Genomic DNA, 26,512 nt, shown 5'->3' on the forward strand with positions numbered 1-26,512 from the left:
TCCGGCCTCCGGCGCACTGGGCCCTGCGAGCACCCTCGCGGGGCCTAGTGCGTGGTTAGCCCCGGCACAGCCGGAGATCACACGGAGCTTCCATGAGCGACACCACCCCTGCCGTCGTCCTGTCGGGCATCACCAAGCGCTTCCCCGGTGTCGTCGCCAACAGCGACGTCCACCTGAGCGTGCAGGTCGGCGAGGTGCACGCGTTGTGCGGCGAGAACGGCGCGGGCAAGTCCACCCTGATGAAGATCCTGTACGGGATGCAGCAGCCCGACGAGGGCACCATCGAGGTGGCGGGCAGGCAGGTCCGGTTCCGCACGCCCGCCGACGCGATCAAGGCCGGCATCGGCATGGTGCACCAGCACTTCATGCTCGCCGACAACCTGACCGTGCAGGAGAACGTCGTGCTCGGCGCGGAGTCGCTGCACGGCATCGGCGCCAGGGCGCGCAAGCGCATCCTGGAGCTGGCCGACGCGACCGGCCTGGCCGTCGACCCCGGTGTGCTGGTCGAACGCCTCGGCGTGGCCGACCGGCAGCGGGTGGAGATCCTCAAGGTGCTCTACCGGGGCGCCAAGGTGATCATCCTGGACGAGCCGACCGCCGTGCTCGTGCCGCAGGAGGTGGACGAGCTGTTCACCACCCTGCGCGGCATGCAGGAGCAGGGCTTCACCTTCCTGTTCATCTCGCACAAGTTGGACGAGGTCCGCGCGATCGCCGACGCCGTCACGGTCATCCGCCGCGGCACCACGGTCGGCACCGCCGACCCGAAGGCGGTCAGCTCCCGCCAGCTGGCCGAGATGATGGTCGGCAGCGAGCTGCCCAGCCCGGAGACCCGCGAGTCCACCGTCACCGACCGCGTCGTGCTCCGGGTCGAGAACCTGGGCCTGGTCGCCGCGGAGGGCACCCGGCCGGTGCTCGACGACATCGACCTGGTCGTGCGCGCGGGCGAGATCGTCGGCATCGCGGGCGTCGAGGGCAACGGGCAGACCGAGCTGGTCGAGACCATCATGGGCATGCGCAGGGCGCACCACGGCCGCGTGCTGCTCGGCGACCGCGACCTGACCAGACTGGGCACGTTGGCGCGGCGCGAGGCGGGCATCGGCTACATCCCCGAGGACCGGCACCGGCAGGGCCTGCTGCTCACCCAGCCGCTGTGGGCCAACCGCATCCTGGGCTACCAGACCCGCGGCCCGGTCTCGAAGGGCCAGTGGCTGGACCTCGCGGGCGCCAAGAAGGACACCGAGCGCATCGTCGAGGACTTCGACGTGCGCACGCCGAGCATCGACGTGGCCGCGGTCGCGCTGTCGGGCGGCAACCAGCAGAAGCTGGTCGTCGGCCGTGAGCTGTCCGGCGACCCGGTGCTGCTCATCGCGTCGCACCCGACGCGCGGCGTGGACGTCGGCGCGCAGGCGTTGATCTGGGACGAGATCCGCAACGCCCGCGCCCGCGGCCTGGCCGTGCTGCTGATCTCGGCGGACCTGGACGAGCTGATCGGCCTGTCCGACACCATCCGGGTGATGCTGCGCGGCAGGCTGGTCGCGGACGCCGACCCGGCCACGGTCACCCCGGAAGACCTCGGCAGTGCGATGACCGGCGCGGGCGCCACGAGCGCCGCCGTCGCCGAGCACGCCCCTGGCGCCGAGAAGGCGTCGGAATCGGAAGGCGAGTAATGGGAATCTTGCGCGGCAAACTGCTGCCGCCCGTGCTGGCGATCCTGTTCTCCGCCCTGCTGTGCGGTGTCGCGCTGGTGGTGTCCGGCGCGAACCCGCTGCGGGCGTTCGGGGTGATGTTCGCGCAGGTCGGTGAGGGCACCACCGCGGTGGACATCATCAACAGCACCGGCACCTACTACATCGCGGCGCTGGCGGTGGCGATCGGGTTCCAGATGAACCTGTTCAACATCGGCGTCGAGGGCCAGTACCGGGTCGCGGCGGTCGTCGCGGCCGTGGTCGGCGGCTCGATCGCCCTGCCACCCGGCCTGCACGCGCTGGTGATCATCCTGACGGCCGCCGTCGCGGGCGCGCTGTGGGCGGCGATCCCGGCGATCCTCAAGGTGACCCGCGGCGTCAACGAGGTCATCTCCACGATCATGATGAACGGCCTGGCGCTCGGCCTGGCCGCGTACCTGATCGGCGCCGACGTGTTCGGCGAGCTGCGCGGCAACAACATCCGCACCCCGGAGATCCCGGAGAGCGGCTGGGTGCCCGGCATCCCGTTCGGCTCGTCCGGCACGGTGTTCGGCCTGGTGTTCCTGGCCGTGCTGCTGGGTGTGGGCTACTGGGTGATGATGAACCGCACCCGGTTCGGCTTCGAGCTGCGCGCCTCCGGCGAGTCGTCCACGGCCGCCGCCGCGGGTGGCGTGAACGCCAAGAAGATGGTGCTGGTCGCGATGCTGCTGTCCGGCGCGATCGCCGGTCTGGTGTCGATGCCCGAGATCCTGGGCCGCGACCACACCTACAACCTGAACTTCCCGGCCGGGATCGGCTTCTCCGGCATCGCGATCGCGCTGCTCGGGCGCAACCACCCGGGCGGCATCGCGTTCGCCGCGCTGCTGTGGGCGTTCCTGGACAAGTCCGGCCTGGCGCTGGACAACGTGCAGGTGCCCAGGGAGATCGTGACGATCATGCAGGGGGCGATCGTGCTGTCGGTCGTCGTCGCCTACGAGGTGGTCCGCCGGTTCGAACTGGCCGCGCAACAGCGGCAGGTCGGTCGGCAGCTCGGAACGGTGGATGCGGCATGAGCGAGCTTGCGAGCGAATCATTGGACACCGCGCACCGTGCTCTTGCGCCGACGAGCGTCAGCGAGGAGGCGGCATGAGCACCTCATTGATGAACCCCTCGGAGGCTCCCTCCACCGTTCCGCCGCCCCGCAAGGCGCGTCGGATCCCCGGTTGGGCCGTCGGCGCGCTGGGCGTGGCGGGTGCGGTCGTGCTGCTCTCGACCACGTCGTACCTGACCGGTGTGCCGCAGCTGACGTCGACCGGCACCATCCAGACCGCCGTGCGGCTGGCGTTGCCGATCCTGCTGGCCGCGCTGGGCGGGCTGTGGGCGGAACGCGCGGGCGTGGTGAACATCGGCCTCGAAGGCATGATGATCATGGGCACGTGGGGCGCGGCGTGGGCCGGGTACCAGTGGGGGCCGTGGGCGGCGTTGGTCGCCGCGGCCGTGTTCGGCGCGCTGGGCGGGTTGCTGCACGCCATCGCGACCGTGACGTTCGGGGTGAACCACATCGTCTCCGGTGTGGCGATCAACCTGCTCGGCGCGGGGCTGACCAAGTACCTGTCCACGTTGATCTTCTTCCCGCTGTCGAACAACCCGCGCGAGTCGCCCGCGGTGCCCAAGTTCGACACCTACTCGGCCTCCGGCCTGTCGGACTGGCTCGGTGAGCTGGAGGCGCAGCAGCGGGTCGGGCTGTCCGACGTCGCCGGGATCCTGCGCGGTCTGGTCACCGGGGTGTCGCCGTTGACCATGCTGGCCATCCTGCTGGTGGTCGGCAGCTACCTGGTGCTGTGGCGGACCCGGTTCGGGCTGCGGCTGCGGTCGTGCGGCGAGAACCCGGTGGCCGCGGAGTCGTTGGGCGTCAACGTCTACTGGTACAAGTACGTCGCGGTGATCGCGTCCGGCGCGCTGGCCGGCATCGGTGGCGCGGCGCTCGTGCTCAACCCCGGCCAGCCCGGGTACCTGGAGGGCCAGACCAACGGGCGCGGGTTCATCGGCCTGGCCGCGATGATCTTCGGCAACTGGCGGCCCGGCGGCCTGCTCGGCGGTGCGGCCCTGTTCGGGTACGCCGACGGGTTGCAGCTGCGGTCGGGCGGCAAGACGTTCCTGGCGCTGGTCTACGGCGCGGTGCTGCTGCTGGTCGTGATCGTGATCTGGCAGCTGGTGCGCCGGCGCTGGTTCGCCGCCGCGTTCGGGATCCTGGCCGCCGGCCTGCTGTACGCCGTGTACTACTCGGTGGACGAGGTGCCGAGCGAGCTGACCACCTACGCGCCGCACCTGGTGACGTTGATCGTGCTGGCGGTCGCGTCGCAGCGATTGCGGATGCCGGCGGCCGACGGGGTGGTGTACCGCCGTGGTTGACGTCGACTGGGACCTGTTGCGGGCGCGCGCCGTCGAGGCCGCGCAGTCCGCCTACTGCCCGTACTCCGGGCTGCGGGTGGGCGCGGCGGCGATCTGCGACGACGGTCGGATCGTGGTCGGCTGCAACGTGGAGAACGCCGCCTACGGCGTCGGTCTGTGCGCCGAGTGCACGTTGGCCGGCCAGTTCGTGCTCACCGGCGGCGGCAGGCTCGTCGCCCTGGCGTGCCGCAGCGGCGCCGGTGAGCTGCTGATGCCGTGCGGCCGGTGCCGTCAGGTGATCTACGAGCTGGGCGGCGCGCCGTGCCTGGTCGACACCCCGTCCGGGGTGCTGCCGATGAGCGAGGTGCTGCCCGACGCGTTCGGGCCGGAGGACCTGCCATGACCCACACCGCCGTGGACGTGATCCGGGCCAAGCGCGACGGCGCCCGGTTGACCGACGAGCAGATCGACTGGGTCGTGGACGCCTACACCCGCGGGGTGGTGGCCGACGAGCAGATGTCGGCCCTGGCCATGGCGATCTTCCTGAACGGCATGGACACCGCCGAGACCGCCCGGTGGACGCGGGCCATGGTCGACTCCGGCGAGCGGCTGGCGCTGGACGTCGGCCGGCCCACCGTGGACAAGCACTCCACCGGCGGCGTCGGCGACAAGATCACCCTGCCGCTGGCGCCACTGGTGGCCGCCTGCGGCGCGGCCGTGCCCCAGCTGTCCGGGCGCGGCCTCGGCCACACCGGGGGGACGCTGGACAAGCTGGAGTCCATCCCCGGCTGGCGTGCGCAGCTGTCCGTGGACGAGGTCGTCGCACAGCTGCGATCGGTGGGCGCGGTCGTCTGCGCCGCCACGTCCGGCCTCGCCCCGGCCGACAAGAAGCTGTACGCGCTGCGCGACGTGACCGGAACCGTCGAGGCGATCCCGCTGATCGCGTCGTCGATCATGTCCAAGAAGATCGCCGAGGGCGCCGAAGCACTGGTGCTGGACGTGAAGGTCGGCTCCGGGGCGTTCATGAAGTCCCTGGAGCAGGCCCGTGCGCTGGCGACGGCGCTGGTGTCGATCGGCGTCGACCACGGGCTGCGCGTGTCCGCCCTCCTGACCGACATGTCGGTGCCGTTGGGACGGGCCGTCGGCAACGCGGTCGAGGTCGCCGAGTCGGTCGAGGTCCTGCGCGGCGGCGGCCCGTCGGACGTCGTGGAACTGACCGTCGCCCTGGCCGAGGAAATGCTGTCCCGCGTGGGGATCTCCGCGTCACCACGCGACGTCCTGGCCTCCGGCGAGGCTTACGAGACGTGGGCGCGGATGATCCGGGCCCAGGGCGGCGACCCGGAAGCCCCGCTCCCGGTCGGCAGGCACAAGCACGTCGTCACGGCCCCTTCGGAGGGCTACCTGACCTCGCTGGACGCGTACGCGGTCGGTGTCGCCGCCTGGCGGCTGGGCGCCGGTCGGGCCCGCAAGGAGGATCCGGTGCAGGCGGGCGCGGGAATCCTGTGCCTGGCCAAGCCGGGTGACCGGGTGACCGAGGGCCAACCCCTGCTGGAGCTGCACACCGACACCCCGGACGCCGTTCCCGGTGCTCTGGAGTCGTTGGCGGGCGGCTACGAGATCGGCGACACCGCACCACCGGCGTCCCCCCTGGTCATCGACACGATCCGGGGCTGACCGACCCAGGACACCGAAAGGCCCGGTCCGCGGGAGGCGGGCCGGGCCTTTCGGTGTCCTGGGTCAGGCGCCCGTGATCAGGCGCCCTCGGCGGTCAGGTCGTCGTCGTCCACGTTGCGGTTGTCGCTCGGCTTCGGACCGTTCTTCCGGGTCCGCCGCTGCGGCCTGGGCAGCGCGGTGGGCGGCGGGGGCGGGGTGGGGGAGCCGCCGCCGAGGATCAGCTCGGCGAAGGTCGCCATGGCCTCGTCCAGCTGGCCGCCGATGCGCAGCTCCGACTCCTGGTTGCTCTTGCGCACCAGGCCGGCCAGCGAGTCGGCGTCGGGCCTGGTCGACAGCGTGCCCTCGACCTTGGCGATGCCCTGCTCCACCACGCCGGACAGCTCGCCCAGGCGCGCGGCGAAGTCGTCCTCGACCGAGTCGAGCCTGGTCGCCATGGTGTCGAGCCGGGACGTGACCTGCTCCAGGCGCTGCGCCAGCGCCTCCAGCCGGTCGGTCGAGTCGACCTGGTCGCGGGTCTCGTCCAACGCCGCGTGCAGCGCCTCGCGGGCCTCGTCCAACTTGCCCGTGAACGTGCTGCGGGTGTCGGCCAACGACGACGAGAGCGACTCGCGGGTCTCGGTGAGCGCCGAGTGCAGCCCGTCCCGCGTGCTGTTGAGGTTGTCGCGGGTCTCGTCCAACCGGCCGTGCAGGTTGTTGGTCGAGTCCGTCACCGACCGCTGCAACGCCTCGCGCGTGCCGTCCAGGTGCTCGTGCACGCCCTCGTCGACCTCGTCCAGACGACCGCGCAGCGCGGCCTCCAACGCCTCGATGCGCTCGCGCAGCGGCCCCGTCACCGCACCCGGCACCTGGTCGACCTTGCCGTCCTGCTTGTCCAGGTGGCCGTCGAGGTCGTCGATGCGCTTGTGGATGTGGGAGAGCTTGTCCTCCAGGCCGTCCATCCGCCCGGCGACGCCCTCGAACCGGCCCGCCACCCCGTCGAGCCGACCGTCGAGCTGCGCGAACGGCTTGGCCAGCTTGTCGACCAGGCCCTCGACGGCCCGTCCGATGCTCTGCACCGCGCTGTCCTGCGCCTCCAGCCTGGTGAGCGCCTCGTCCAGCCGCTCGGCCAGCACGCCGACCTCGGTCCGGTCGGGCAGCTCGGACAGGCGCTTGCGAACGGAACCCAGCGATTCGAGCGGGGACATCCGCGCGTGGATCTCGTCCAGTGCGTCGAAGATCTGCTGCTGTTCGCTCTCACGGATCTCCGCGGCGCGCGTGAGCATGTTGCGCATCCGATCGAAGGACATCGTGGAGTTGCTGTTCTCGTTCACGGCTCGGGTGCCTTCGTCCAGGGGAGGGGAGACCTCCGGGAGCCTAACCAGGTTGGGCCGGTGGGCAGTAGCGCCCCCCGACGGGGACAGCCTGGATCGACCTTGCATGTACTCCGTTGGAGTGACGATGGCCGACCCTACCCGAAAGTAACCGGCCGCGCCCCTGTGACTGCTCCGTGTGAGCATCCGCCGTGTGAGTGACTAAAGTCCTGGTGGCGGTAGCGGAAAGTTCTGCATCACGAGTGCACAACGGCGAATGCGACGCCCAACCGAGTGGTTCTGGACACAGTCGGTGACGCGGGGGTGATGATACCGCATCAAGATCATCGTGTGGCGGAACGACACGGCGTGTCACCGGTATACGGTGTCGCCCATGCCGACCCCGCTTACCCAGGAGGCCCTTCGCAGCGCGCCGAAGGTGCTGCTGCACGACCACCTCGACGGTGGCCTCCGCCCTCTGACGGTGATCGAACTCGCCCAGGACTGCGACTACCACGGCCTGCCCACCACCGACCCGGTCGTGCTGGGTGAGTGGTTCCGCAAGAACGCCGACTCCGGCTCGCTGGTCAGCTACCTCCAGGGCTTCACGCACACCTGCGGCGTCATGCAGACCGAGGCCGCGCTGGTCCGCGTCGCCTCCGAAGCCGTGCAGGACCTCGCCGCCGACGGTGTCGTCTACGCCGAGATCCGCTACGCGCCCGAGCTGTTCACCGATCGCGGTCTGAGCCTCGAGCAGGCCGTCGAGGCCGTGCAGGAGGGGATCAGCCAGGGCCGGGCCGCCGCCGGCTCCCCCATCAAGGTCAACACGCTGCTGTGCGCGATGCGCCAGAACGAAGGCTGGCTGCGCATCGCCGACCTGGTGGTCCGCTACCGGGACGCGGGCGTGGTCGGCTTCGACATCGCGGGCCCCGAGATCGGGTTCCCGCCCAGCAAGGAGCTGTCCGCGTTCGAGTACCTGCGGCAGCAGAACTGCCACTTCACCATCCACGCCGCCGAGGCCGAGGGCCCCGTGTCGGCCTGGGAGGCCGTGCAGTTCGCGGGGGCGGAGCGGCTGGGCCACGGCGTGCGGCTGATCGAGGACATCAACGGCGACGACGTCGGCCCACTGGCCGCGTACGTGCGGGACCGCCGCATCGCGCTGGAGATGTGCCCGACGTCGAACGTGCAGACCGGTGCGGTGGCGTCGCTGGCCGAGCACCCGATCAAGCGGATGGCCGAACTGGGCTTCCGGATCACCCTGAACACCGACAACCGGCTGATGAGCCAGGTGTCGATGAGCAGCGAGTTCGCCACCGTGGTCGAGCACTTCGGGTTCGGCTGGGAGGACCTGCGCCGGTTCACCGTCAACGCCGCCAAGGCCGCGTTCATCTCGCACGACGAGCGCCGCGCCCTGATCCAGGACGTGATCGAGCCCGCGTACGCCGCGCTGCGCGACTGACGCGTTCCGGACGAGAGCTCTCGAACCGAGAGCTCTCGGACCAGAGCATGAGGTCGCGGGCCCCACGGGGTTCGCGACCTCATGTTCCGCGGGCCACCACGGCATCACGTCGGCAAGGTCGTGAGCAGGTCGTGGGCGGTGGCGACGAGGTTGTGGCGGCGGGTGTACCGGCGGGTCGCCAGCGCGGCCAGCGCGGTGCGGGTGGCGGGCCGGTAGCCGAGGTAGGCGTGCTGGCCGAACGTGGCGCCGCCGTGGAAGAAGACGGGTCCGAGGTCGGTGTCCGCGCGGAACCACGCCAGGGCGCGTGCGGGCGCGCGACGGGGTCGGGGCGCGGTGTGGTCGGCCTGCACGGCGCGCAGCGCGGCGGCCAGCGGTGTGTCCTCGGGGTCGAGGTGGGCTTCGAGGTAGGTGAGCAGGTCGTGCGCGGTGGCGCGCACGGCGCCCGCGGCGGTGAAGCCGCCCAGGTCCAGCGGTGGGACGGGGGCGCCGCGCGCACGGTGGCCGACCGCGTCGGCGCCCGGTGGACCGGGACGCAGGCGGATGCCGTCCAGCCCGAGCGGGTGCAGGACGTGCCGGGCGAGCAGGTCCGGGTAGGGCGTGGCGGTGTGGTGCGCCAACGCGTGGCCGAGCAGGGCCACGCCGAAGTTGGAGTACCTCCAGCGCACACCAGGTGGCGTGCGGACGCGGTGCCGGTCGAACTCGCGCAGCAGCCGTTCACGCGGGTAGCCCGCGTAGACGTTGGTCCTCCACCGGGGCAGGCCCTGCCGGTAGAAGAACGGGTCGTGCGGCAGGGTCGGCAGCCCGGACGTGTGCGTGGCCAGGTGCAGCAGGGTGATCCCCGCCGGGCCCGGGGACCCTGGCAGGCAGGAGCGCGCCGGCGTGTCACGGTCCACGTCGCCGGCCGCGACGAGCTGGGCCAGCAGGAGCCCGGCGAACGTCTTCGACACCGACCCCAGTTCGTGGTGCAGGTCCGCCGCCCCCGGCACCGGATCGGTGCCCGCGGTGGTGATCGTGCGGCGGCCGTGGCACGACAGGGCGAACACGACACCGGGCGCGCGGACGCCGCGGGCGGCCTGGTGCAGCCGCCGGCCCACGTCGCTGCGGGTGCCCGTCACGGCGTACCGGGCAGCAGCGCCGTCAGCGCGCGAGAGGTGGCCAGGGTCGCCGCGAAGGCGGCCACCAGGGTCGAGTGGTGCACCTGGTCGAAGACCTCCCGCCGGTCGCCGGTGAGCGGGTCGTCGCCCGGCGGCACGGCGCCGTCCTCGGCCTGGGCGGCGGCCAGCCGGGCCCACCCGTCCTCGGGCAGGGCGGGCGCGGGGAGGCAGGCGTCCACCGCGAGCAGCCCGCCGAGCAGGTCCCAGTCGTGCTGGTGGGCGCACTCCTCCAGCCACGCGGGCAACCACCACCGCAGGTAGTCGACGGTCTCGGCGGGCAGTGCGTCGGGCCGCCCGCCCCAGGCGGTGAGGTGCAGGACGGTGTGGGAGGCGTCGTGGGCGGTGGAGCGCTCGACGGTCCACGGCGCGGGCGCGTGGCCCAGCCACGTCTCCCGTGCGGCGGCGCGGACGTCGGCGGCCGAGGCCAGGCCGAGCCGGTGCTCGGCCGCGACCACGCTCAACCGCCGCGCGGGCGGCAGGCTCACGGCCGTCCCGTCGACCAGCGGCCGGGTGGTCCGCAGGATGTCCTCGACCAGGAGGTTGCGGTAGCCGCTGTCGGAGAACGCGGCGTAGAGCTCCAGCGGGACCGGTGAGGACGGCTCCTCCTGCTGGAGCCGGTGCAGGCACGCGCCGCCGTCGAGCAGGTCGTGCCAGGCGAAGTCGAGCAACCGCCGGGCCACGGCGGACTGCCGGGTGCCGCCCGTGCCTTCGCGCAGGATCGCGCCGGCGGTCAGCGCGAGGTCTCCCACCGCTTTCACCCGCGTCACCGCGTGGTCCGGTCGGGGGCGGAAGCCCTCGCGGCGGCTGTGGACCCAGTCCAACGCCCGCACTCCGACCTGGTGCACCAGTCGCAGGTCCATCACCGGCTCCGCACCTCCGGCGGGGTCAGGCCGCGGCGCGGTGGACGCGGGCGCCGGCCAAGGTCGCGGCGAAGGCGGCGACCAGCGTGGCGTGGTGGCACACGGCGAACGCCTCCACCGGCGTCATGCCGGGCCTGACCCAGCTGCCGACGGCCGGGACCGAACCGTCCTCGTCCTGCGCGTCGGCGTAGCGCCGCCAGGTGTCCCGGCCCGCGGTGGGCCGGGGCAGCAGCGCGTCCACGGCCAGCAGTTCGCCGCTGAGGTCCCAGTGCCGTTCCTCCATCCACGTCTCCACCCAGGCCGGCAGCCACGCGGCCAGGTAGTCGGCCAGGTGCTCGGGCAGCCCTTCGGGCCGGGCGCCCCAGTCGGTCAGGTGGAACACGTCGTGGGTCAGGGCGTAGCCGGCGTGGACGTCCATCGCCCAGGGTTCGGGCAGCCCGCCCAGCCAGGTCCGTCCGACGAGCTCGGCGTGGTCCCGGACGTGCCCGATGCCCAGCTCGCCCAACGCCCGCCGCACGCCCAGCACGCGGGTGGGCACCTGTTCGGTGGCGGGCCACGCGCGGGTGCCGGTCAGGAACGACACGAGCTCCTCCAGCGGCGGGTGGCGCAGCCCCGCCCGGTGGAAGAACACGTAGATCTCCAGCGGGTAGGTGGCGGCGGGCTCGCCGCGCAGGAGGTCGTAGAGCAGCCGGCCGCGGTCGAGCTCGTCCCAGGCGAACCGGAGGCAGTCGGCCGCCAGCCGGTGCCGCGGCTCGCCGGGGGCGCTGAACCGCTGGAGGGCGACGGCGGTCTGGGCGAGTTCGGCCAGCGGTTTCACCGACGCGTCGACCGACACCGCCGGGTCGAGCACGTCGTGGGGCAGGCGGAACCAGTCGCGCCGCGACCAGGCCCACGCCAGCGCCCGCGACCCCATCCGGTCCACCAGGTCCCACCCCGGCATCAGGCGCTCGCCGCCCGGATCACCTGCGCGGCCAACACCTGCAACTCCACCCTGGCGTCACCCTCGGCCAGGTGGCCGACGAACGCCAACCCGGTGTCCAACCTGAGCGACTCGGGCACGTCGCCGAGCACCGCCAGCCACCGGCCCGCCCCCGCGGCCTGCAACCAGTCCCGGCGCCGCACCGCGCGGACGAACCCCCGGGCCACGTCCGGCACCCTCCGGGCGGCCTCCTCCGCCAACGCGGACCGCCAGCCCGGCACGGCCAACGCCGCCAGCCGGGCCAACCGGTGCGTCAGCACGGGCCAGGGCTCCGCGCGCACCCAGCCGGCATCGGGCGGCGCGGCTCGCGGCCCGTCCCGGTCCGCCGACCGCAGCGCGGCGCACAGTCCCCAGTGCGTCCACGCCGCGGTCACCGATGAACCGGCTTCGACCGGGAACGCCGCCACGGCGGCCCGGACCAGTGCCACGTCGCCCTCGGCCGGCTCACGACCGCGCAGGGTGTGCGGGGCCAGCGCGTCGGCGCCCAACACCCGCGTCGCGGCCACCGCCAGGGGGTCGTCGCCGATCGGGTGGTCCGGGGGTTCGTCCCGCAGCGCCGACACCACCGCCGCCGCGCGTTCCCGGACTACGTCGACCAGCAGAGCACCCACCCGGACGTGGTCATCAGGCACGCGCGTCGATCATCACGTCGGGCGGGCTCAGGAGCAGCAGCTTGAGCATGGCGCCCTGCCTGGCGTCGCGGAAGTCCGCCTCGTGCTCCGGCGCGTCCAGCAGCGCTTCGACCTCGGCGGTCAACCCCTCGGTCCGCACCGCCACAACCTCGGTGTCAACGGGAGCAGGCACGTCGATCATCTCCTCACCTCATCCGACAACCCGGTGCACCCAGTGCAACTCCGGCCTGCCGGCCAAGCAACATCGCCCCACCATCCAGCGATGCCGCACGAGGGAAACCCTCCCCGAACGAGGGACAAGGACCGCCTTGACCGGGGACGGCACAAAGCGGAGGTCGCGGGCCCCGACGGGTGCCCGCGACCTCCGCTCAGCACGGCTTGCCGATGCCTGGTGCGCCTTGCCTAGTGCACCTTGAGCCGGTCCTCGAACGCCGCCACGAGCGACCGCCACGCCACCTGCTCGTCGTCGAACGGCGCGCTGGGCGCGAGCCGCGTCGGGTCCGGCTTGAGCACGTACGACACCAGCCACCCCAGCCGCTCGGACTGGTTCAGCGCGACCTTCACGGTGTCGTCGTGGGCCCACTCGCCCGCGTCCTCCAGCAGTTCGACCACCAGGTCGAGCTGCGTGGGGTCCACCGCGTCCGGACCGTCGACGATGTCCTCGTCCAGGCCGGTGAGCACGTAGACGTTGTCCGGGTCGACCGCGACGTCCAGGTCGCCGCCGGTCGCCTTGGTGACCAGCTCGCCCCAGGTGGAGACCTCGGCCAGGTCGTTGTCGTCGGCCTCGACGATGAACCGGGCCAGCGCGCGCGGCGACGTGAACACGTCGATCTTGCCCTTGCGACCGAGGAAGACCGGGTGGTCGTCCAGGTAGCAGCGCAGCGTGTAGTACTCGCCCGCACCGCTGATGATCTTGATCGGGTCGATGCCGACCTCGCCCCAGAACCCGACCGGCTCCTCGTCCTCGTCCTCGTCCTCGTCGTCGGCGGCCTTGGAGACCGCCGCCGCGGCGTTGGCCTCCTCGAACTCGGCCAGCTGGTCCTGCGCGGCCTTGAGCGTGGGCTCGTCCACCTCGGGCGTGGTCACGACCTCGTCGATCGCGTCCAGCACCTCGTCCCACTTCTCGGCGACGACCTGCGAGATCTCGGCCCACAGCGCCTGGCCCTCGCGGCCGGTGAACGGCAGCGTGCCCTGCGGCAGCAGCGCGAAGCCCTCCGCCGAGTCCAGGATCTCGTGCACCTTCTCCAGCTCGCACACGTCCGCCAGCGACCGCACGATCGAGATGACGTCGGCCAGCTCGCCGATCACCCAGGTGTCGGGCTCCTCGGCGACCAGCTCCGGCACGCCGACCAGGTCGAACTGGTGGTTGTCGTCCGGCGACAGCTCACCGACCGACAGCGCGGGCACCACGTGCCACGCCGGGTGGTCGGTCAGGTCGTGCTCCTCGGCCTTGCGCACGAACGCCGCCAAGTGCGCGGCATCGGGGAACGCGTACAGGTCCTCCTCGTGGCCGAGGAAGGCTTCCCACTCCTCGCCCTCTTCCCGCCAGCGCGGGGCCCACAGGGTGACCACATCACCCTGGGTGAGCCCCAGCTCGATCGGGACGATGTCCTGTGCCATCCGACCTCCCGGTCACGCCATGCCCCTTTGCGATGCGGGGGCAAGAGTACGGGGTCGATCACGCGCTACTGCCGTTGACCACGGAAAGGGTCCGCGAAGTAGTCGTCGTCGTCCGTTTCCGGGGGCTCCGGACGGGTCGCGGGACGGGTCTGCCGCTGCCCCGCCCACGGTGGCGGGGTCGGTCCGGCGGTCCCCGGTCGTGGTGCGCCGGGCGGCGCGGCCGGCGGCGGGGTCTTCACCGGCGACGTGTTCACCTGCGACGTCCCGACCTGCGCGGTCTCGACCTGCGCGGTCTTCAGCGGTGGTGGGCCGGCGAACGCCTCCACCGCCATGGCGATGCCGTCGCCCAACGACTTGGCCAGCTCGTTGTAGCTCTTCTGCACGGCCGCGTCCGTCGCCAGCCGCGCCGTCTCCACCACCAGCCTGCCGACCGCGTCCGGTCCCTGCGCCAGCGCGTTCGGGTGCAGGTCGAGGGCCTTCAGCTCGCCCGTCGCGGTCGCGGTGGCGCGGGCCAGGCGGGAGGGGTGCTCGGCGCTGCCGGTGGTGCGGGCGAGCACCTCGGTCAGGTCCTCGGCCGCCGCGAGCCGTTGTTCCCGTGTCACCGCGGACCCCTCAGGTACGAGCCGTCGAAGTCGTCGTCGTCCGGACCGCGTTCGAAGCCGATCTCGGCCAACGCCCGCAGCGCCGCCGGGTCGGCCACGCGTTCCAGCGCCCGGTGCATCCGCGAGGCGGCGTCCCGGGAGGCCCGCGCGGACACGCGCAGGATCTCGTCCGCCAACGCCCGCGGTCCCGCGTTCAGCGCCGCCGGCGACAGCCGCACCTCCCGGGGCGGGCCGCCGGGCGCGGTGACGACCGTGACCGCGCCGTCCGGTGAGGACGCCCGGCCGAGCACCGGTCCGGTGCGGGCGACGTGCTCGGCCACCCGCCGCTCGGTGTCGGCGACCCGTTCGGCCGCCCGCTGCGTCTCGTCCACGTCCTCAGCCCGTCGGTCGGTAGAAGCCCATGAAGCCCATGCCGCTGTTGCTCGTGCGGATCGGGTTGACCTGCACCGGGTCTCCCGCCTCCACCATCTGCCCGTTGCCGATGACCATGGCCACGTGGCCGTCCCAGACCACCAGGTCGCCGGGCAGCAGCTGGCCCGGCGGCACGGACGCGCCCATGGCCTGCGACGACGCGGGGCGGGGGATGTCGAAGCCGGCGCCGCCGTAGGCCCACTGGGTCAGGCCGCTGCAGTCCGTGCCCTGCGGCGGGTTGGCGCCGCCCCACACGTACGGGGTGCCCAGGGCGGACAGGGCGTTGCGCACGGCGCGTGCGGCGGTCTCGTTGGGCGCTTCGGCGGAGCTGCCGTCGGGCAGGTTCACGCCGACGCCGGTACCGGGCTGCGGCGGGATGGCCACCGGCAGGCGCGGGCCGACGGCGCCGCCGCCTCCACCGCCTCCGCCACCGCCACCGCCACCGCTGCTCCCGCCTCCGCTGTTGCTGCTGTTGCCTCCACCCGACGTGGCGGACCCGCCGCTGTCGCCCGCGGCCGACGTCGACGTGGTGCCACCGCTCTCCACGCCCAACGGGTCGCCGAGCCCGGCGAAGTCCGGCTGCTGGAGGCCCTGCAACCGGGTGACCACGGCGGTCAGCTCGGCGCGGACCGCGTCCAGCTCCCGGGCGGTCCTGCCCTCGTACTCGCGGGCCTTCGCGGTCACCTCCGCGGCCACCGCGAGCACCGCGCCGATCCCGCCGAACACCCCGGCCGCGACCGCCGCCGCCAGCCGGGGCCACGCCCAGCCGGTGAACTCGTCGATCAGGCCCTGGATCGCGGTCTTGCCGGAGTTCACCGCGTCCACCGCCGCGGTGGCCGCCTCCTTGGTGGTCGTCGCGTTGCGCGCCAACGTGCCTACGCCACCTGAGAACGTGGCGACGCGGGACTGGAACGCGGTCGCCTTCTCGCCGTACCAGGCGCTCAACGCGGTGTTCGCCGCGCCCGTGTGCCTGCCGTCGATCTCGGTCAACGCCGAGGACGCTCGCCCGAACGCCTCCGCCGCGCTCGTCGCGCCGCCGGTGTCGCCCTCCAGCTTGGCCAGGTGGTCCTTCATGGGCTGGACCAGGCCAGCCAGGAAACCGCCGACGTCCACGTCAGACCTGGGCCGACCGGTCGAGGTCGGCGCCGGTGCGCGCCTCCTGCTCGACGTACGCCTGACCCGTCTGCCCGACGGCGGCGGCGAACGCGGACAACCCGGCGGACGCGGCGGCCACACCGTCCACTTGGGCCTGTGCCGCGCGCTGGAACGCCGCGCCGAGGCCGACCTCGTCGCCGATCTCGCCGAAGCTGCCCGCGGCCAACGACGTCGTGCCGGCCAACGTGGCCGTGCCGACCGTGCCCACCTCGCTCGCCAGACCCTTGGCCGTGCTGCCGTACGCCGACAGCGCCGCGGTGTCGACGCCGAAACCCCGTTCCACCTTCGTCCCCCTTTTGGTGCCGTGCGACGGCGATCCTGCCCCATCCGCGGGCGCGTCGTGCGGCGTTCGGCCAGATCCTGCCCCGATGAGCGGTACCACGGGCGGTGCGGTCACCTGATCATGTGGGGGTGGGTGTTTTGCGCCATTGGGAACGGATCGTGGCGTGGCTGGACCACCACGCCCCCTCGACCGGATCGGCGTTCGTGCCCCCAGAGGACAGCGCCGCGGTCGAGGCGTTGGCGGCCGCCAGCGGGCTTGAGCCGCCGGACGAACTGCGCGCGTGGTGGGCGGTGTGCGGCGGCACCGCCGACTTGGCGTTCGCCGAGGTGCTGCCGCCGTTCTACACGCCGCTCGGCCCGTCCAACGCCCTGCGGTCGTGGCGGTTGAAGGAGCGGTTCTGGCCCGCGGACCTCGACACGGAGGCGGGCACGCCGACGCGGGGTTTCCACCCGATGTGGCTGCCGATCGCGTTCGACGGGTGCGGTGACGCGTTGGCGGTCGACCTGCGGCCCGGTGTGCTGTCGGGGTGCGTGGTCGAGTGGGACCGCGAGGCGGGCGAGATGCTCAAGCCGGAGTGGACCGGTTTGGACGAGATGCTGGACCAGGTCGCGACGGCCCTGGAGCACCGCAGCCGGCTCGGCCACTGCGAGCCGTTGATCACCACGGACGGCCGGTTGGGTTGGTGCACGAACTAGCGCCCCGCCGTCCTGAGCGTTGAACTCGGGGGTCCTGAAGGTAGGACTCGCGCGTTCTGAACGTAGGACACGCGCGTTCTGAACGTAGGACTCGCGCGTTGTGAGTGTTGGACTCTCGCGGGGTGATCACACTGGTGGGTGGTGTGGTGGGTGCCGGCGCGCTGGAGTCGGTGTGGTGACGTTGGCTGCGAGGAGGTGGTCGACCTCCACGGGAGCCGGACATGCAGATCAGCCGCATCGGGGCCGTTGCCGCGGTGGTCGCCGTCGCCGTTCTCGCGATCGGGTGGGCGCCGGGTGCCCGGCCGGCGCTCGCGGCGGCGGTGAACCCCGTGCGGCCCCACGCGCCGGACGACGTGGTGGCCGACCCGAGCCACGGGTTCCTCGTGCTGGTCGAGGGCGACGCGGCGCTGTACGAGAACGAGACCGAGGGGCCGGTGGCGATCGGCGGCGACGTCCGGTTCCGGCAGTACAACGCGGGCGCGAACAACCCCGGCACGTACACGCTGGCCGGTGACACCCGGCCGACCAGCCTCGTCGTCGGCGGCAAACTCGACTTCGCGGGGAGCGGCACGGGCACGCTCAGCGTGCTCAACCAGTCCTACGCCAAGGTCGGCGACCTCGGTGGGGCGACCGTGCTGCCGTCGGGCGGGGTGACGTTCGTCGTGCCGTCCGGTGGCGACCCGAGCACCCGGCCCGCCGTGGCGGTGCAGACCGCGCAGCCCGCCGCGTCGGTCGCGGGCCCGAGCGGGTTCGACTTCGCTGCGCTCTTCGCGCTGTACCGGCAGATCAACGCGGATGTGTTCGCCTGCGCGCCGACCGTGCGGTTGCGGGACCAGAACGGGCGGGGCCCGTGGAACGGCACGGACCCCAACGCCACCATCGGCCTCCAGCCGGGCCAGAACGTGCTCACCCTCGACGCCGCGCAAATGGCCGCGCTCGACAACATCAACCCGCTCAACGGCGCGCTACAACCCGGCGACGAGGCGTGGCTGATCGTCAACGTCGACGTGACCGGTGACTACACCTGGCCGGTGCCGAACGTGAGCTGGCAGGGCAACGGCCCCTCGCGGCACGTGCTGTGGAACTTCACCACCTCCGGGACGATCACGCTGCCGCCGGACTCGGGCACCGTGTGGGGCACCGTCTACGCGCCGAACGCCACCCTGGTCGACGACAGCCCGGCCAACATCGAGGGCGCGGTGGTGGTGAAGTCCCTCGTGCACGGCGGCGCGACGACCGGCAGCGGCGGCGAGGTCCACAGCGCGCCCTTCGACGACGTCCTCACCGACTGCGCGACCCCCACGACCACCACCTCGCCCACGGCGACGACGTCCGCCACCACGACCACCACAGGGACCACGACCGCCACCACGACCGCCGGGACCACGACCGCCACCACGACCCCGGCCACGACCGCGGCGACGACGACTCACCCGGCGGCCGTCCACCCGGGCGGTGGCGAGCTGGCCGCCTCCGGTGCCTCCCCTCGCGCGATGCTGGTGCTCGGCGGCCTCCTGGTCCTGTCCGGCGGGGTGGTGTCGGCCCTGGCCCGGCGGCGGGATCGCCGCGGCCGGTCCGCCGCGCCGCGATCTCCGGTAGAATGAGTAGTCGCAGCTCAGAGCACTCGCTGGAGGTGGCATGGCGGACGTCCACGACGTAGCCGCGACCGTGCTCGACGCCACCGGGCCCGAGTCGCCGATGAAGCTGCAGAAGCTCCTCTACTACACCCAGGCCTGGCACCTGGCCGAGTACGGCGAGCCGCTGTTCGACGCCCGGATCGAGGCGTGGCGGCGAGGTCCCGTGGTGCCCGAGGTCTACTACCGCCACCAGGGTCAATCCGAGGTCTGCGCCTGGGAAGAGGGCGACCCGGGCGGTCTCAACGAGCGTGAACGCGCGGTCGTCACGTCGGTGGTCGAGCGGTACGGGCACTTCAGCAGGCACGAGCTGAGCGACATGGCGCACGACGAGGAGCCGTGGCGCGCGGCGCGGGGCGACCTGCCCGAGTCGGAGCCCAGCAGCGCGCCCCTCTCGCACGAGGTGATGGCCCGCTACTTCCGCCGGTTGACCAGCGGCGCCGAGGAAGCGATCGCGGAGGCGGTCGGCAGCGCCCGGTTGGAGGGCCTGGCCGTCCCGGACGACGTGGTGGCCACGATGCGTGCCGTCGCGGCCGGTGAGCTGACCGCCGACGAGGCGATCGCCCGGGAGATCGAGGCGCTGCGCCGGTAGTGGACGAAGACCCCTACCTGGACCCCGTGTCCGGGGTGCTGCGCAACAACCTGGGCCTGACCGACCCGCACGAGTGCGACTTCGCCGAGACCCGGCTGAGCACGATGCGCATCGAGCAGTTGGCGATGGCCTCCCTGCCCGGTCTTTACGACCTCGCCCACCTGCGTGCCTTCCACCGCCGCATCTTCGGCGACTTCTACCCGTGGGCCGGTGAGGTCCGACGGGTCAACATCGGCAAGTCCGCGTTGTTCGCCGCCTGGCAGCAGATCGAGGCCTACGCGATCGGGGTGTTCGACGACCTGAAGAAGGAGCGCTACCTGCGCGACCTGCCGCGCGAGGCGTTCCTGGACCGGTTCACGCACTACTTCGCCGAGGTCAACGCCGTGCACCCGTTCCGCGAGGGCAACGGGCGCGCGCAGCGGGCGTTCTTCCGCCAGCTGGCGCGGGAGGCGGGCTGGCGGGTCGCCGTGCACACGCTGGACCGGGTCGCGTTCATCGACGCCTGCGAGCAGAGCCTGACCCGGTCGAACGACGCGCTGCGCGAGGAGTTCGACACGGTCTTGAGCCCGGCCTGACCGGGTACCCGCAGCCATGACCAGCTACGAGTACCGGGCGCCGGTCGAGATGTCCGCGCGGGAGCTGTTCGAGTTCCTCGCCCGTCCCGAGAGCCTGCCCCAGCACCTGCCCGGGTTGTCCGGCTCGACCCCGCGCATCGACCACGACCTCCGCCGCGTGTCCTGGGAGGAGAACCGCTACCGGGGCGAGCTGAGCGTGGCCGAGGACGGCGACGGCCGCAGCGAGGTGGCGATCGCCGTGGAGACCGACGAGCCCGGCGACGTGCGGCGGGAGCTGGAGGAGGCGGTCGCGGCCCTGGCGCACCGGGCCACCGCCGAAGCCGACCTGAGCGCCGCGAAGGACCAGGACACCTGGTACTGATGTGACCCAAGTCACTCTCCGGTGAGAACCTTTTCCGCGAGCGGGCCGTCTTGCCGGATGTGAACGAGGAGCAGCTGGTCCGCGCGGTGGCCCGTGGCGACCGCGCGGCCTTCGAGGAGCTCTACCGCCGCACGTCGCCGTGGCTGGCGGTGCGCCTGCGCCGCCGGTGCGCCGACGAGCAGGTCGTCGCCGAGGTCATGCAGGAGACGTACCTGGCGGTGTGGCGGGCGGCGGGGTCGTTCGCGGGCGCGGCGGTCGACGGCACGGCGGTGGGGTGGCTGTGGACGATCGCGGCACGGCGGCTGGTCGACGCGTTCCGCCGGCGTGCCCTCCAGGCCCGGCCGCTGCCGGTGGCCGAGGCCGCGCCCGCCGCCGAGGACGAGGTGCTGGCCGGCGCGCTGAGCGACCACGTCGGCGGCGCGTTGCGCGACCTGGCGCCGGAGCTGCGGCAGGTGTTGCAGGCGATGGTGCTGGACGGGCTGACCGTGCGCGAGACCGCCGTGCTGCTCGGGGTGCCCGAGGGCACCGTCAAGACCCGCGCCCGGCGGGCTCGGATCGCGATGCGGGAGGCACTGTCATGAACGAGCACCCCTCGGCCGGCTCGATCGCCCGCTACGCGGCCGGTGACGACCTGCCCGCCGACCTGTCGTGGGCGGTCGAGGCGCACCTGGAGACGTGCGCGACGTGCCGGCTGCGCCTGGCCGACGCGGCTCCGCCGCAGGTCACCGCGTTGACGGCAGCGGTGTGGGCGGAGTTGGCACCCACCGGCACGCCGGTGCGCCGACGTCGCACGCTCGCGCGGTGGGCCACCCCGTCGTTGCTGCCGTGGCTGGTCATGACCGCGTTCGTGGTGCTGGCGGCGCTCTCGCTGGACGGGCTGCTGCCCGCCGGCTCGGTGTCGTCCGCGGTGCTGCTGATCGCGCCGATCGTGCCCGTGCTGGGTGTGGTCGCGGCGTGGTCGCGGGGCATGGACCCGGCGCACGAACTGGTCGTGTCCACCGCGCGGGCCGGGTTGCCGCTGGTGTTGCGCCGCACGTTCGCGGTGCTCGTGGTCGTGCTGCCCGCGTTGTTCCTCGGCGGCTGGCTGGCGGGTGCCTCGCCCGCGTACTGGCTGCTGCCGTGCCTGGGCGTCACGTCGGTGACGCTCGCGCTCGGCGGCGTGATCGGGGTGCGCCGGGCCGCCGTCGTCGCCGCCGCCACGTGGGCGGCGCTGGTGGTCGGTCCGGCGCTGGTCGTCGGCGCGGTGCCGGTGGTGCTCGCACCCGGTGCGGCGCCGGTGTGGGCGGCGGTGCTCGTCGGGGGCGCCGCCGCCGTGTTCTTCAGGTCCGCGGCTTACACGCGGCTGTGACGGAGGGTGGGCTGGTGGCACGTGCGGTGAGCGCGGCGGAAGTCGCGCCGACGGGGTACGCCTGGCAGGTCGAGGCGGAGGGCTTGCGCGTGCGCGCGGGCCGGACGATGGCGGTGGACGGGCTCGACCTGCGGCTGGGCCGCGGCGTGCACGGGCTGCTCGGGCCGAACGGCGCGGGCAAGACCACGCTGATCCGGTCGCTGGCGACCGTGCTGCGGCCCGCGTCCGGGCGGTTGGAGGTGTTGGGCTCGTCGGTGTCCGGGCGGTTGGACCTGCGCCGGGTGCGGCGCGCGCTCGGCTACCTGCCGCAGGACTTCGGCTACTACAAGCGGTTCACGGTGCGCGAGTTCGTCGAGTACGTGGCGTGGCTCAAGGAGATGCCCAAGCGGGACGTCCCCGGCGCGGTGCAGCGGGCCGTGGAACGGGTCGGGCTGGCCGACCGCGCGGACGACCGGATGAAGACGCTGTCCGGCGGCATGGTGCGGCGCGCCGGCATCGCGCAGGCCATCGTCAACGACCCGGAGGTGCTGCTGCTGGACGAGCCGACCGCCGGGCTCGACCCCGGTCAGCGGGTCCGGTTCCGCGAGCTGTTGCAGGAGCTGGGCTCCGACTCGTGCGTGGTCGTGTCGACGCACCTGGTCGAGGACGTCGCGGCGGCCTGCACGGACGTGGTGCTGTTCAACGCGGGCCGGCTGGTGTTCCAGGGCACGCCGGACGACCTGGCCGCCGCGGGCGGTTCGGCCGACATCGGCGACAGCCCGCTGGAACGCGGGTACGCGGCCCTGCTCGGTGAGGCGGGTGGCTGGTGAGGATCCTGGGGATCGAGTTGAGGCGCACCACGGCGTTGCTGCTGGGGGTGCTGGTCGCGGTGGTCATGGTGGGCCTGCTGTCCTGGGGGCCGTCGACCAAGAACAGCACGGCGTGGACCCGCCAGTGGACGACGTTGGCCGAGTGGGTCCGGTTCGCGCTGGCGTTCTCGTGGCCGCTGGCGCTGGGCGCGGGCGCGTTGCAGGGCCTGCGCGACCGGCGGTCCGGGGTGGAGGAGCTGTTCGGTTCCACGCCGCGGCCGCGGGCGCGGCGCGTCGGGTGGACGCTCGCCGCGTTGGCGGTCGGGCTCGTCACGGCGTACGTCGTCGTGTTCGCGGTCGGAGCCGTGCAGGTGCGGTCCGCGACGAGCTACTTCCACTGGGGCTGGCTGCCCGCCGCCCTGGTCGGGGCCTTGGCGCTGGTCGGCGTCGCGTGGCTGGGCATGGGTCTGGGCCGGCTCGTGCCGTCGCCGTTGACGCCGCCCGTGCTGGCGGTCGCGGGGTTGGCGGTGACGTCGGTGGGGTTCGGCCGGCCGGGGGACGGTCTGCCGTGGACCGCGTTGCTGCCGACGCTGCCGTTCCCGAGGTCGGTGTTCACGGCGGTGGACGGTTCGGTGAGCGCGGTGCAGGCGGTGTGGTTCGCGGGGATCGCGCTGTCGGGGTTCCTGCTGGTGTCGCTGCGGCGGCGGTGGTTGGGCGCGCTGCCGGTGCTGGTCGCGGCCGCCGTCGCGGTGCCGCTGCTGCCCGCCACGGCGGAGGAGGCCATGGCCGCCGACCCGGTGGCCGTGGAGCTGGTGTGCGCGGAGCAGCTGTGCCTGACGCGGGCGCACGAGCACGAGCGGGCGGCGTTGACGGAACCCGCGCGGGAGGTGCTGCGGCTGATGGCGAAGCTGCCCTCGCCGCCCACGTCGGTGCGGGAGGCCGGGCTGTCGGAGCGTGGGGAGCTGGACATGCGCCTGCCGGAGCCGACCGACGCGGTGTGGGTCGACCTGGACGAGTTCACGTACTTCCGCGACACGCCGCCGACCTCGGCCCAGATGACGACGTACTGGCTGGCCGGCGCCGGCACGCGGACCTGCTACGGCGACCACATCCCGAGGACGCTGACCCGCGAGGTGGCGGCCCGGACCGTGATGACCGCGTGGCTGACCGGCCGGCTGGAACCGCTGCCGGTGTACCGGCTCTGGCTGGGCGAGGAGACCGACGGGCTGTCCGCCCGGGCGTGGGAGCACCTGCGCGCCCTGCCCGAGCCGGAACAGGCGGCCCGGGTCCAGGCGGCCCGCGAGGTGCAGGCGGCCTGCTCCGGCGACGCCCTGACCACCCTCACGGGCGGCACCACGTGACCGACGAGCCGCGCTTCGCAGAGGTCCCCGCCAGGGGACCCCTGGTTCGATTCTACCGACGGGGTCTGACAATTCCGCGGCCTCGCCGGGGCTCGCCAGTGCCCGCACCGGGAGGGACGCCGTGACGCGGTGGCTGATCCTGCACGCCCGGTCGCGGCGGGTGCCGGTGTCGGCGGCGGCCGTGGTGGTCGGGGTGGCGGCGCTCGCCGCGGCCGCCCCGCCGCACGGCAGCCCGCAGCTGGCGGCGTTCGGCGCGGCCGTCGGGGTGTCCGCCGTGGCGACGGGCCTCAGCGGGCACGACTCGGCGCTCGACCGCACGGCCGCGTTCGGCTGGCCGCCGCGCCGGGCCGCGCACCTGCTGCTCGGCGGCACGCTCGTCGCCGCGCTGCTGCTCGCCGCCGGCCTGGTCTCCGACCCGATCGCCCCGGACGCCTTCGTGCTCCGCGACGTGGTCGGCCTGGGCGGCCTGGCGGCACTGGGCGCGCTGCTGTTCGGCGCCCGCGCCGCCTGGGCGTTGCCGGTCGGGTGGTCCGGGGTCACGCTCGTCGTCCCACCCTTCGACGACCACTGGCTCAGCCGCCTGCTGACCTGGCCGGTGCAACCCGTCGGCACCACCTCGGCCACCGTGACCGCGGTCGTGCTCGGCTGCACCGGCCTGCTCGCCTACAGCTGGTTCGGCTGCCGCCGCTGACCGGCCGTCAGACGCCCACCGGGTGCCAGACCGTCTTCGTCTCCAGGAACGCCCGCAGCCGGGCCAGGTCCGGCTCGCGGGTGAAGTCCTCCGCCGGACGGGCCCGCAGCACGCGCTTCACCGTCCCGGCCGCCGCCCGCTCCAGGTCCGCCCGCGCCGACTCCGGCGCACCGGTCAGGTCGAGCGCGTTCACGTCCGCGTGCGACGCCAGCCAGGGCGCGATCTCCGCCGTGCGGCCGGTCAGCACGTTCACCACACCGCCGGGCAGGTCGGACGTCGCCAGCACCTCGGCCAACGTCACCGCGGGCAGCGGCCGGTCCTGCGACGTCACGACCACCGCCGCGTTGCCGGTCGCGATCACCGGCGCGACCGCGCTGACCAGCCCCAGCAGCGACGACTCCTGCGGCGCGAGCACCGCCACCACGCCCGTCGGCTCCGGCACCGAGAACGAGAAGTACGGCCCGGCCACCGGGTTCGACGCGCCGAGCACCGTGGCGACCTTGTCGGTCCACCCCGCGTACCAGACCCACCGGTCGATCGCCGCGTCCACCAGCGACTGCGCCTTCTTCGCCGTGACCCCCTCGCCGGCGGCCACCTCGGCGATGAACTGCTCCCGCCTGCCCTCCAGCACCTCCGCGACCCGGTACAGCACCTGCCCGCGGTTGTACGCCGTCGCACCCGACCAGCCGGGGAACGCCTTGCGCGCCGCCGCGACCGCGTCCCGGGCGTCCTTGCGCGAACCCTGCGCCGCGTTGGCCAGGAACGCGCCCTTCGCGTCGACCACCGGGTAGGACCGGCCCGACTCCGACCGCGGGAACGCCCCGCCGATGTAGAGCTTGTACGTCTTCGCGACCGCGATCCGGTTCTCAGACATCGAGGTAGGCCTCCAGCCCGGTGCGGCCGCCCTCGCGACCGAAGCCCGACTCCTGGTAGCCGCCGAACGGGGCGGTCGGGTCGAAGCGGTTGAACGTGTTGGCCCACACCACGCCGGCGCGCATCTTCTGCGCCGCCCACAGGATGCGCGACCCCTTCTCGGTCCAGATGCCGGCCGACAGCCCGTACGGCGTGTTGTTCGCCTTGGCCACCGCCTCGTCCGGGGTGCGGAACGTGAGCACCGACAGCACCGGCCCGAAGATCTCCTCGCGCGCGATCCGCATCGCCTGCGACACGTTGGAGAACACGGTCGGCGCGAAGTAGAAGCCCTTGTCCGGCAACGGGCACGCGGACGTCCACCGCTGCGCGCCCTCGGCGTCGCCGGACTCGACCAGCTGCTGGATCTTCGTCAGCTGGTCGCGCGAGTTGATCGCGCCGACGTCGGTGTTCTTGTCCAGCGGGTCGCCGACGCGCAGCGTGGACACGCGGACGTGCAGCTTCGCCAGCAGCTCCTCGGCCACCGACTCCTGCACCAGCAGCCGGGAACCCGCGCAGCACACGTGGCCCTGGTTGAAGAAGATGCCGTTGACGATGCCCTCGACCGCCTGGTCCAGCGGCGCGTCGTCGAACACGATGTTCGCCGCCTTGCCGCCCAGTTCCAGGGTGACCTTGCGGCCACTGCCGGCCAGCTGCCGCTGGATGATCTTGCCGACCTCGGTCGACCCGGTGAACGCGACCTTGTCCACGCCCGGGTGGGACACGACGGCCGCGCCGACGTCACCCGCGCCGGCGAGGATGTTCACCACACCGGGTGGCAGGTCGGCCTGCTGGATGATCTCCGCCAGCACCAGCGCGCTCAGCGGCGTCGTCTCCGCGGGCTTGATCACCACGGTGTTGCCGGTGGCCAGCGCGGGCGCGATCTTCCACGCCGCCATCAGCAGCGGGAAGTTCCACGGGATGACCTGCCCCGCCACGCCGAGCGGGCGCGGGTCGGGCCCGTAGCCCGCGTAGCCGAGCTTGTCCGCCCAGCCCGCGTGGTAGAAGAAGTGCGCGGCGGCCGTCGGCACGTCCACGTCACGTGATTCCTTGATCGGCTTGCCGTTGTCCAACGACTCCAGCACCGCCAGCTCCCGCGCGCGCTCCTGGACCAGCCGGGCGATGCGGAAGATGTACTTGGCGCGCTCGGAGCCGGGCATCTTGCCCCACACCCGGTCGTAGGCGCGGCGGGCGGCCTTCACGGCCTTGTCCACGTCGGCGGGCGCGGCCGTGGAGACCTCCGCGAGCACCTCCTCGGTGCCGGGGTTGACGGTCTTGAGCGGCTCACCGGCGCCGTCGACGAACTCGCCGTCGATGAACATCCGGTAGTTCGGCTTGAGGTTCGCGATGTCCCGTGATTCGGGCGCGGGCGCGTATTCCCACAT

The 26,512-nt window shown here is 73.0% G+C and carries 29 protein-coding genes; 16 read left to right on the plus strand and 13 right to left on the minus strand.

What is annotated here, in order from left to right; genetic code table 11:
* The first annotated feature begins 92 nt into the window (after positions 1-92).
* The 5 genes from ACYVLT_RS17270 (at position 93) to ACYVLT_RS17290 (ending at position 5,729) form a co-directional block, all read left to right on the plus strand.
* The gene (locus ACYVLT_RS17270; protein ID WP_461121214.1) at positions 93-1,667 is read left to right on the plus strand and encodes an ABC transporter ATP-binding protein; all 1,575 of its coding nucleotides are present in this window, start codon (positions 93-95) and stop codon (positions 1,665-1,667) included.
* Positions 1,667-2,737 (plus strand): ABC transporter permease, encoded by a 1,071-nt coding sequence (locus ACYVLT_RS17275; RefSeq protein WP_461121215.1) that lies wholly within the window; start codon positions 1,667-1,669, stop codon positions 2,735-2,737. The genes ACYVLT_RS17270 and ACYVLT_RS17275 overlap by 1 nt, the downstream gene beginning before the upstream one ends.
* Positions 2,738-2,810: 73 nt before the next feature.
* The gene (locus ACYVLT_RS17280; protein ID WP_461121216.1) at positions 2,811-4,076 is read left to right on the plus strand and encodes an ABC transporter permease; all 1,266 of its coding nucleotides are present in this window, start codon (positions 2,811-2,813) and stop codon (positions 4,074-4,076) included.
* A complete protein-coding gene (locus ACYVLT_RS17285) occupies positions 4,069-4,458 on the plus strand; it encodes a cytidine deaminase (RefSeq protein ID WP_461121217.1) in 390 nt (129 codons plus the stop codon). Before ACYVLT_RS17280 ends, ACYVLT_RS17285 begins: the two co-directional genes overlap by 8 nt.
* Entirely contained in the window at positions 4,455-5,729 is a 1,275-nt protein-coding gene (locus tag ACYVLT_RS17290) for a thymidine phosphorylase (RefSeq protein ID WP_461121218.1), read from the plus strand. Before ACYVLT_RS17285 ends, ACYVLT_RS17290 begins: the two co-directional genes overlap by 4 nt.
* Positions 5,730-5,806: 77 nt before the next feature.
* Here ACYVLT_RS17290 and ACYVLT_RS17295 read toward each other — a convergent pair whose 3' ends face one another.
* Positions 5,807-7,015: a hypothetical protein gene (locus tag ACYVLT_RS17295; protein WP_461121219.1), complete on the minus strand. Its 1,209-nt coding sequence runs from the start codon at positions 7,013-7,015 to the stop codon at positions 5,807-5,809.
* Positions 7,016-7,412: 397 nt separating this feature from the next.
* Here ACYVLT_RS17295 and ACYVLT_RS17300 point away from each other — a divergent pair, with 397 nt between their 5' ends.
* Positions 7,413-8,477, plus strand: a complete 1,065-nt coding sequence (locus tag ACYVLT_RS17300; protein WP_461121220.1) for an adenosine deaminase — start codon at positions 7,413-7,415, stop codon at positions 8,475-8,477.
* Between the two features lie 104 nt (positions 8,478-8,581).
* Here the strand turns inward: ACYVLT_RS17300 and ACYVLT_RS17305 are convergent, their stop codons facing one another.
* The 10 genes from ACYVLT_RS17305 to ACYVLT_RS17350 all read right to left on the minus strand — a co-directional run bounded on the left by ACYVLT_RS17305 (position 8,582) and on the right by ACYVLT_RS17350 (position 16,173).
* A complete protein-coding gene (locus ACYVLT_RS17305) occupies positions 8,582-9,592 on the minus strand; it encodes a serine hydrolase domain-containing protein (RefSeq protein ID WP_461121221.1) in 1,011 nt (336 codons plus the stop codon).
* Entirely contained in the window at positions 9,589-10,491 is a 903-nt protein-coding gene (locus ACYVLT_RS17310; RefSeq protein ID WP_461121222.1) for a DUF6895 family protein, read from the minus strand. Before ACYVLT_RS17310 ends, ACYVLT_RS17305 begins: the two co-directional genes overlap by 4 nt.
* Before the next feature lie 25 nt (positions 10,492-10,516).
* On the minus strand, positions 10,517-11,431 hold the full coding sequence (locus ACYVLT_RS17315; RefSeq protein WP_461121223.1) for a DUF6895 family protein: 915 nt from the start codon (positions 11,429-11,431) through the stop codon (positions 10,517-10,519).
* Complete coding sequence (locus ACYVLT_RS17320; RefSeq protein ID WP_461121224.1) at positions 11,431-12,102, minus strand: hypothetical protein; 672 nt, start codon at positions 12,100-12,102, stop codon at positions 11,431-11,433. The genes ACYVLT_RS17315 and ACYVLT_RS17320 overlap by 1 nt, the downstream gene beginning before the upstream one ends.
* Positions 12,095-12,283 (minus strand): hypothetical protein, encoded by a 189-nt coding sequence (locus ACYVLT_RS17325; protein WP_461121225.1) that lies wholly within the window; start codon positions 12,281-12,283, stop codon positions 12,095-12,097. Before ACYVLT_RS17325 ends, ACYVLT_RS17320 begins: the two co-directional genes overlap by 8 nt.
* Before the next feature lie 221 nt (positions 12,284-12,504).
* Entirely contained in the window at positions 12,505-13,722 is a 1,218-nt protein-coding gene (locus ACYVLT_RS17330; RefSeq protein ID WP_461121226.1) for a primosomal protein, read from the minus strand.
* A 65-nt stretch (positions 13,723-13,787) separates the two neighbouring features.
* On the minus strand, positions 13,788-14,324 hold the full coding sequence (locus tag ACYVLT_RS17335) for a YbaB/EbfC family nucleoid-associated protein (RefSeq protein ID WP_461121227.1): 537 nt from the start codon (positions 14,322-14,324) through the stop codon (positions 13,788-13,790).
* The gene (locus tag ACYVLT_RS17340) at positions 14,321-14,695 is read right to left on the minus strand and encodes a hypothetical protein (RefSeq protein ID WP_461121228.1); all 375 of its coding nucleotides are present in this window, start codon (positions 14,693-14,695) and stop codon (positions 14,321-14,323) included. Before ACYVLT_RS17340 ends, ACYVLT_RS17335 begins: the two co-directional genes overlap by 4 nt.
* 4 nt (positions 14,696-14,699) lie before the next feature.
* Entirely contained in the window at positions 14,700-15,848 is a 1,149-nt protein-coding gene (locus tag ACYVLT_RS17345; protein WP_461121229.1) for a C40 family peptidase, read from the minus strand.
* A 1-nt stretch (position 15,849) separates the two neighbouring features.
* Positions 15,850-16,173, minus strand: coding sequence for a hypothetical protein (locus ACYVLT_RS17350; RefSeq protein ID WP_360458312.1), 324 nt, complete (start codon positions 16,171-16,173; stop codon positions 15,850-15,852).
* Between the two features lie 137 nt (positions 16,174-16,310).
* Here ACYVLT_RS17350 and ACYVLT_RS17355 point away from each other — a divergent pair, with 137 nt between their 5' ends.
* The 10 genes from ACYVLT_RS17355 (at position 16,311) to ACYVLT_RS17400 (ending at position 24,218) form a co-directional block, all read left to right on the plus strand.
* Positions 16,311-16,868: an SMI1/KNR4 family protein gene (locus ACYVLT_RS17355; protein WP_461121230.1), complete on the plus strand. Its 558-nt coding sequence runs from the start codon at positions 16,311-16,313 to the stop codon at positions 16,866-16,868.
* A 221-nt stretch (positions 16,869-17,089) separates the two neighbouring features.
* Positions 17,090-18,472, plus strand: a complete 1,383-nt coding sequence (locus ACYVLT_RS17360) for a collagen-binding domain-containing protein (protein WP_461121231.1) — start codon at positions 17,090-17,092, stop codon at positions 18,470-18,472.
* Positions 18,473-18,506: 34 nt separating this feature from the next.
* Entirely contained in the window at positions 18,507-19,094 is a 588-nt protein-coding gene (locus ACYVLT_RS17365) for a type II toxin-antitoxin system antitoxin SocA domain-containing protein (protein ID WP_461121232.1), read from the plus strand.
* The gene (locus tag ACYVLT_RS17370) at positions 19,094-19,669 is read left to right on the plus strand and encodes a Fic/DOC family protein (RefSeq protein WP_461121233.1); all 576 of its coding nucleotides are present in this window, start codon (positions 19,094-19,096) and stop codon (positions 19,667-19,669) included. The genes ACYVLT_RS17365 and ACYVLT_RS17370 overlap by 1 nt, the downstream gene beginning before the upstream one ends.
* A gap of 16 nt (positions 19,670-19,685) precedes the next feature.
* On the plus strand, positions 19,686-20,030 hold the full coding sequence (locus tag ACYVLT_RS17375) for an SRPBCC family protein (protein ID WP_461121234.1): 345 nt from the start codon (positions 19,686-19,688) through the stop codon (positions 20,028-20,030).
* A 50-nt stretch (positions 20,031-20,080) separates the two neighbouring features.
* On the plus strand, positions 20,081-20,611 hold the full coding sequence (locus tag ACYVLT_RS17380) for an RNA polymerase sigma factor (protein WP_461121235.1): 531 nt from the start codon (positions 20,081-20,083) through the stop codon (positions 20,609-20,611).
* Positions 20,608-21,378 (plus strand): cupin domain-containing protein, encoded by a 771-nt coding sequence (locus ACYVLT_RS17385; protein ID WP_461121236.1) that lies wholly within the window; start codon positions 20,608-20,610, stop codon positions 21,376-21,378. Before ACYVLT_RS17380 ends, ACYVLT_RS17385 begins: the two co-directional genes overlap by 4 nt.
* Positions 21,379-21,392: 14 nt before the next feature.
* Positions 21,393-22,187 carry an ABC transporter ATP-binding protein gene (locus tag ACYVLT_RS17390; RefSeq protein WP_461121237.1) on the plus strand — a complete coding sequence of 265 codons (795 nt, stop codon included), beginning with the start codon at positions 21,393-21,395 and terminating at the stop codon, positions 22,185-22,187.
* Positions 22,184-23,527 carry a hypothetical protein gene (locus tag ACYVLT_RS17395; protein ID WP_461121238.1) on the plus strand — a complete coding sequence of 448 codons (1,344 nt, stop codon included), beginning with the start codon at positions 22,184-22,186 and terminating at the stop codon, positions 23,525-23,527. The genes ACYVLT_RS17390 and ACYVLT_RS17395 overlap by 4 nt, the downstream gene beginning before the upstream one ends.
* Before the next feature lie 121 nt (positions 23,528-23,648).
* Positions 23,649-24,218 carry a hypothetical protein gene (locus ACYVLT_RS17400; protein WP_461121239.1) on the plus strand — a complete coding sequence of 190 codons (570 nt, stop codon included), beginning with the start codon at positions 23,649-23,651 and terminating at the stop codon, positions 24,216-24,218.
* 7 nt (positions 24,219-24,225) lie between these two features.
* On the opposite strand, the gene ACYVLT_RS17405 is transcribed toward ACYVLT_RS17400, so the two are convergent.
* Positions 24,226-25,092, minus strand: a complete 867-nt coding sequence (locus ACYVLT_RS17405) for an aldehyde dehydrogenase family protein (protein WP_461121240.1) — start codon at positions 25,090-25,092, stop codon at positions 24,226-24,228.
* Positions 25,085-26,512, minus strand: a complete 1,428-nt coding sequence (locus ACYVLT_RS17410) for an aldehyde dehydrogenase family protein (RefSeq protein ID WP_461121241.1) — start codon at positions 26,510-26,512, stop codon at positions 25,085-25,087. Before ACYVLT_RS17410 ends, ACYVLT_RS17405 begins: the two co-directional genes overlap by 8 nt.

It is taken from the genome of Saccharothrix stipae, assembly GCF_054781895.1.

What these genes read in the sequence shown, in the direction of transcription:
- ACYVLT_RS17290 (WP_461121218.1), top strand. Translation starts at nt 4,455, where the DNA reads ATGACCCACACCGCCGTGGACGTGATCCGGGCCAAGCGCGACGGCGCC.
- ACYVLT_RS17375 (WP_461121234.1), top strand. Translation starts at nt 19,686, where the DNA reads ATGACCAGCTACGAGTACCGGGCGCCGGTCGAGATGTCCGCGCGGGAG.
- ACYVLT_RS17315 (WP_461121223.1), bottom strand. Translation starts at nt 11,431, where the DNA reads ATGCCGGGGTGGGACCTGGTGGACCGGATGGGGTCGCGGGCGCTGGCG.
- ACYVLT_RS17360 (WP_461121231.1), top strand. Translation starts at nt 17,090, where the DNA reads ATGCAGATCAGCCGCATCGGGGCCGTTGCCGCGGTGGTCGCCGTCGCC.
- ACYVLT_RS17365 (WP_461121232.1), top strand. Translation starts at nt 18,507, where the DNA reads ATGGCGGACGTCCACGACGTAGCCGCGACCGTGCTCGACGCCACCGGG.
- ACYVLT_RS17385 (WP_461121236.1), top strand. Translation starts at nt 20,608, where the DNA reads ATGAACGAGCACCCCTCGGCCGGCTCGATCGCCCGCTACGCGGCCGGT.
- ACYVLT_RS17300 (WP_461121220.1), top strand. Translation starts at nt 7,413, where the DNA reads ATGCCGACCCCGCTTACCCAGGAGGCCCTTCGCAGCGCGCCGAAGGTG.
- ACYVLT_RS17275 (WP_461121215.1), top strand. Translation starts at nt 1,667, where the DNA reads ATGGGAATCTTGCGCGGCAAACTGCTGCCGCCCGTGCTGGCGATCCTG.
- ACYVLT_RS17295 (WP_461121219.1), bottom strand. Translation starts at nt 7,015, where the DNA reads ATGTCCTTCGATCGGATGCGCAACATGCTCACGCGCGCCGCGGAGATC.
- ACYVLT_RS17410 (WP_461121241.1), bottom strand. Translation starts at nt 26,512, where the DNA reads ATGTGGGAATACGCGCCCGCGCCCGAATCACGGGACATCGCGAACCTC.
- ACYVLT_RS17330 (WP_461121226.1), bottom strand. Translation starts at nt 13,722, where the DNA reads ATGGCACAGGACATCGTCCCGATCGAGCTGGGGCTCACCCAGGGTGAT.
- ACYVLT_RS17325 (WP_461121225.1), bottom strand. Translation starts at nt 12,283, where the DNA reads ATGATCGACGTGCCTGCTCCCGTTGACACCGAGGTTGTGGCGGTGCGG.
- ACYVLT_RS17280 (WP_461121216.1), top strand. Translation starts at nt 2,811, where the DNA reads ATGAGCACCTCATTGATGAACCCCTCGGAGGCTCCCTCCACCGTTCCG.
- ACYVLT_RS17270 (WP_461121214.1), top strand. Translation starts at nt 93, where the DNA reads ATGAGCGACACCACCCCTGCCGTCGTCCTGTCGGGCATCACCAAGCGC.
- ACYVLT_RS17405 (WP_461121240.1), bottom strand. Translation starts at nt 25,092, where the DNA reads ATGTCTGAGAACCGGATCGCGGTCGCGAAGACGTACAAGCTCTACATC.
- ACYVLT_RS17310 (WP_461121222.1), bottom strand. Translation starts at nt 10,491, where the DNA reads ATGGACCTGCGACTGGTGCACCAGGTCGGAGTGCGGGCGTTGGACTGG.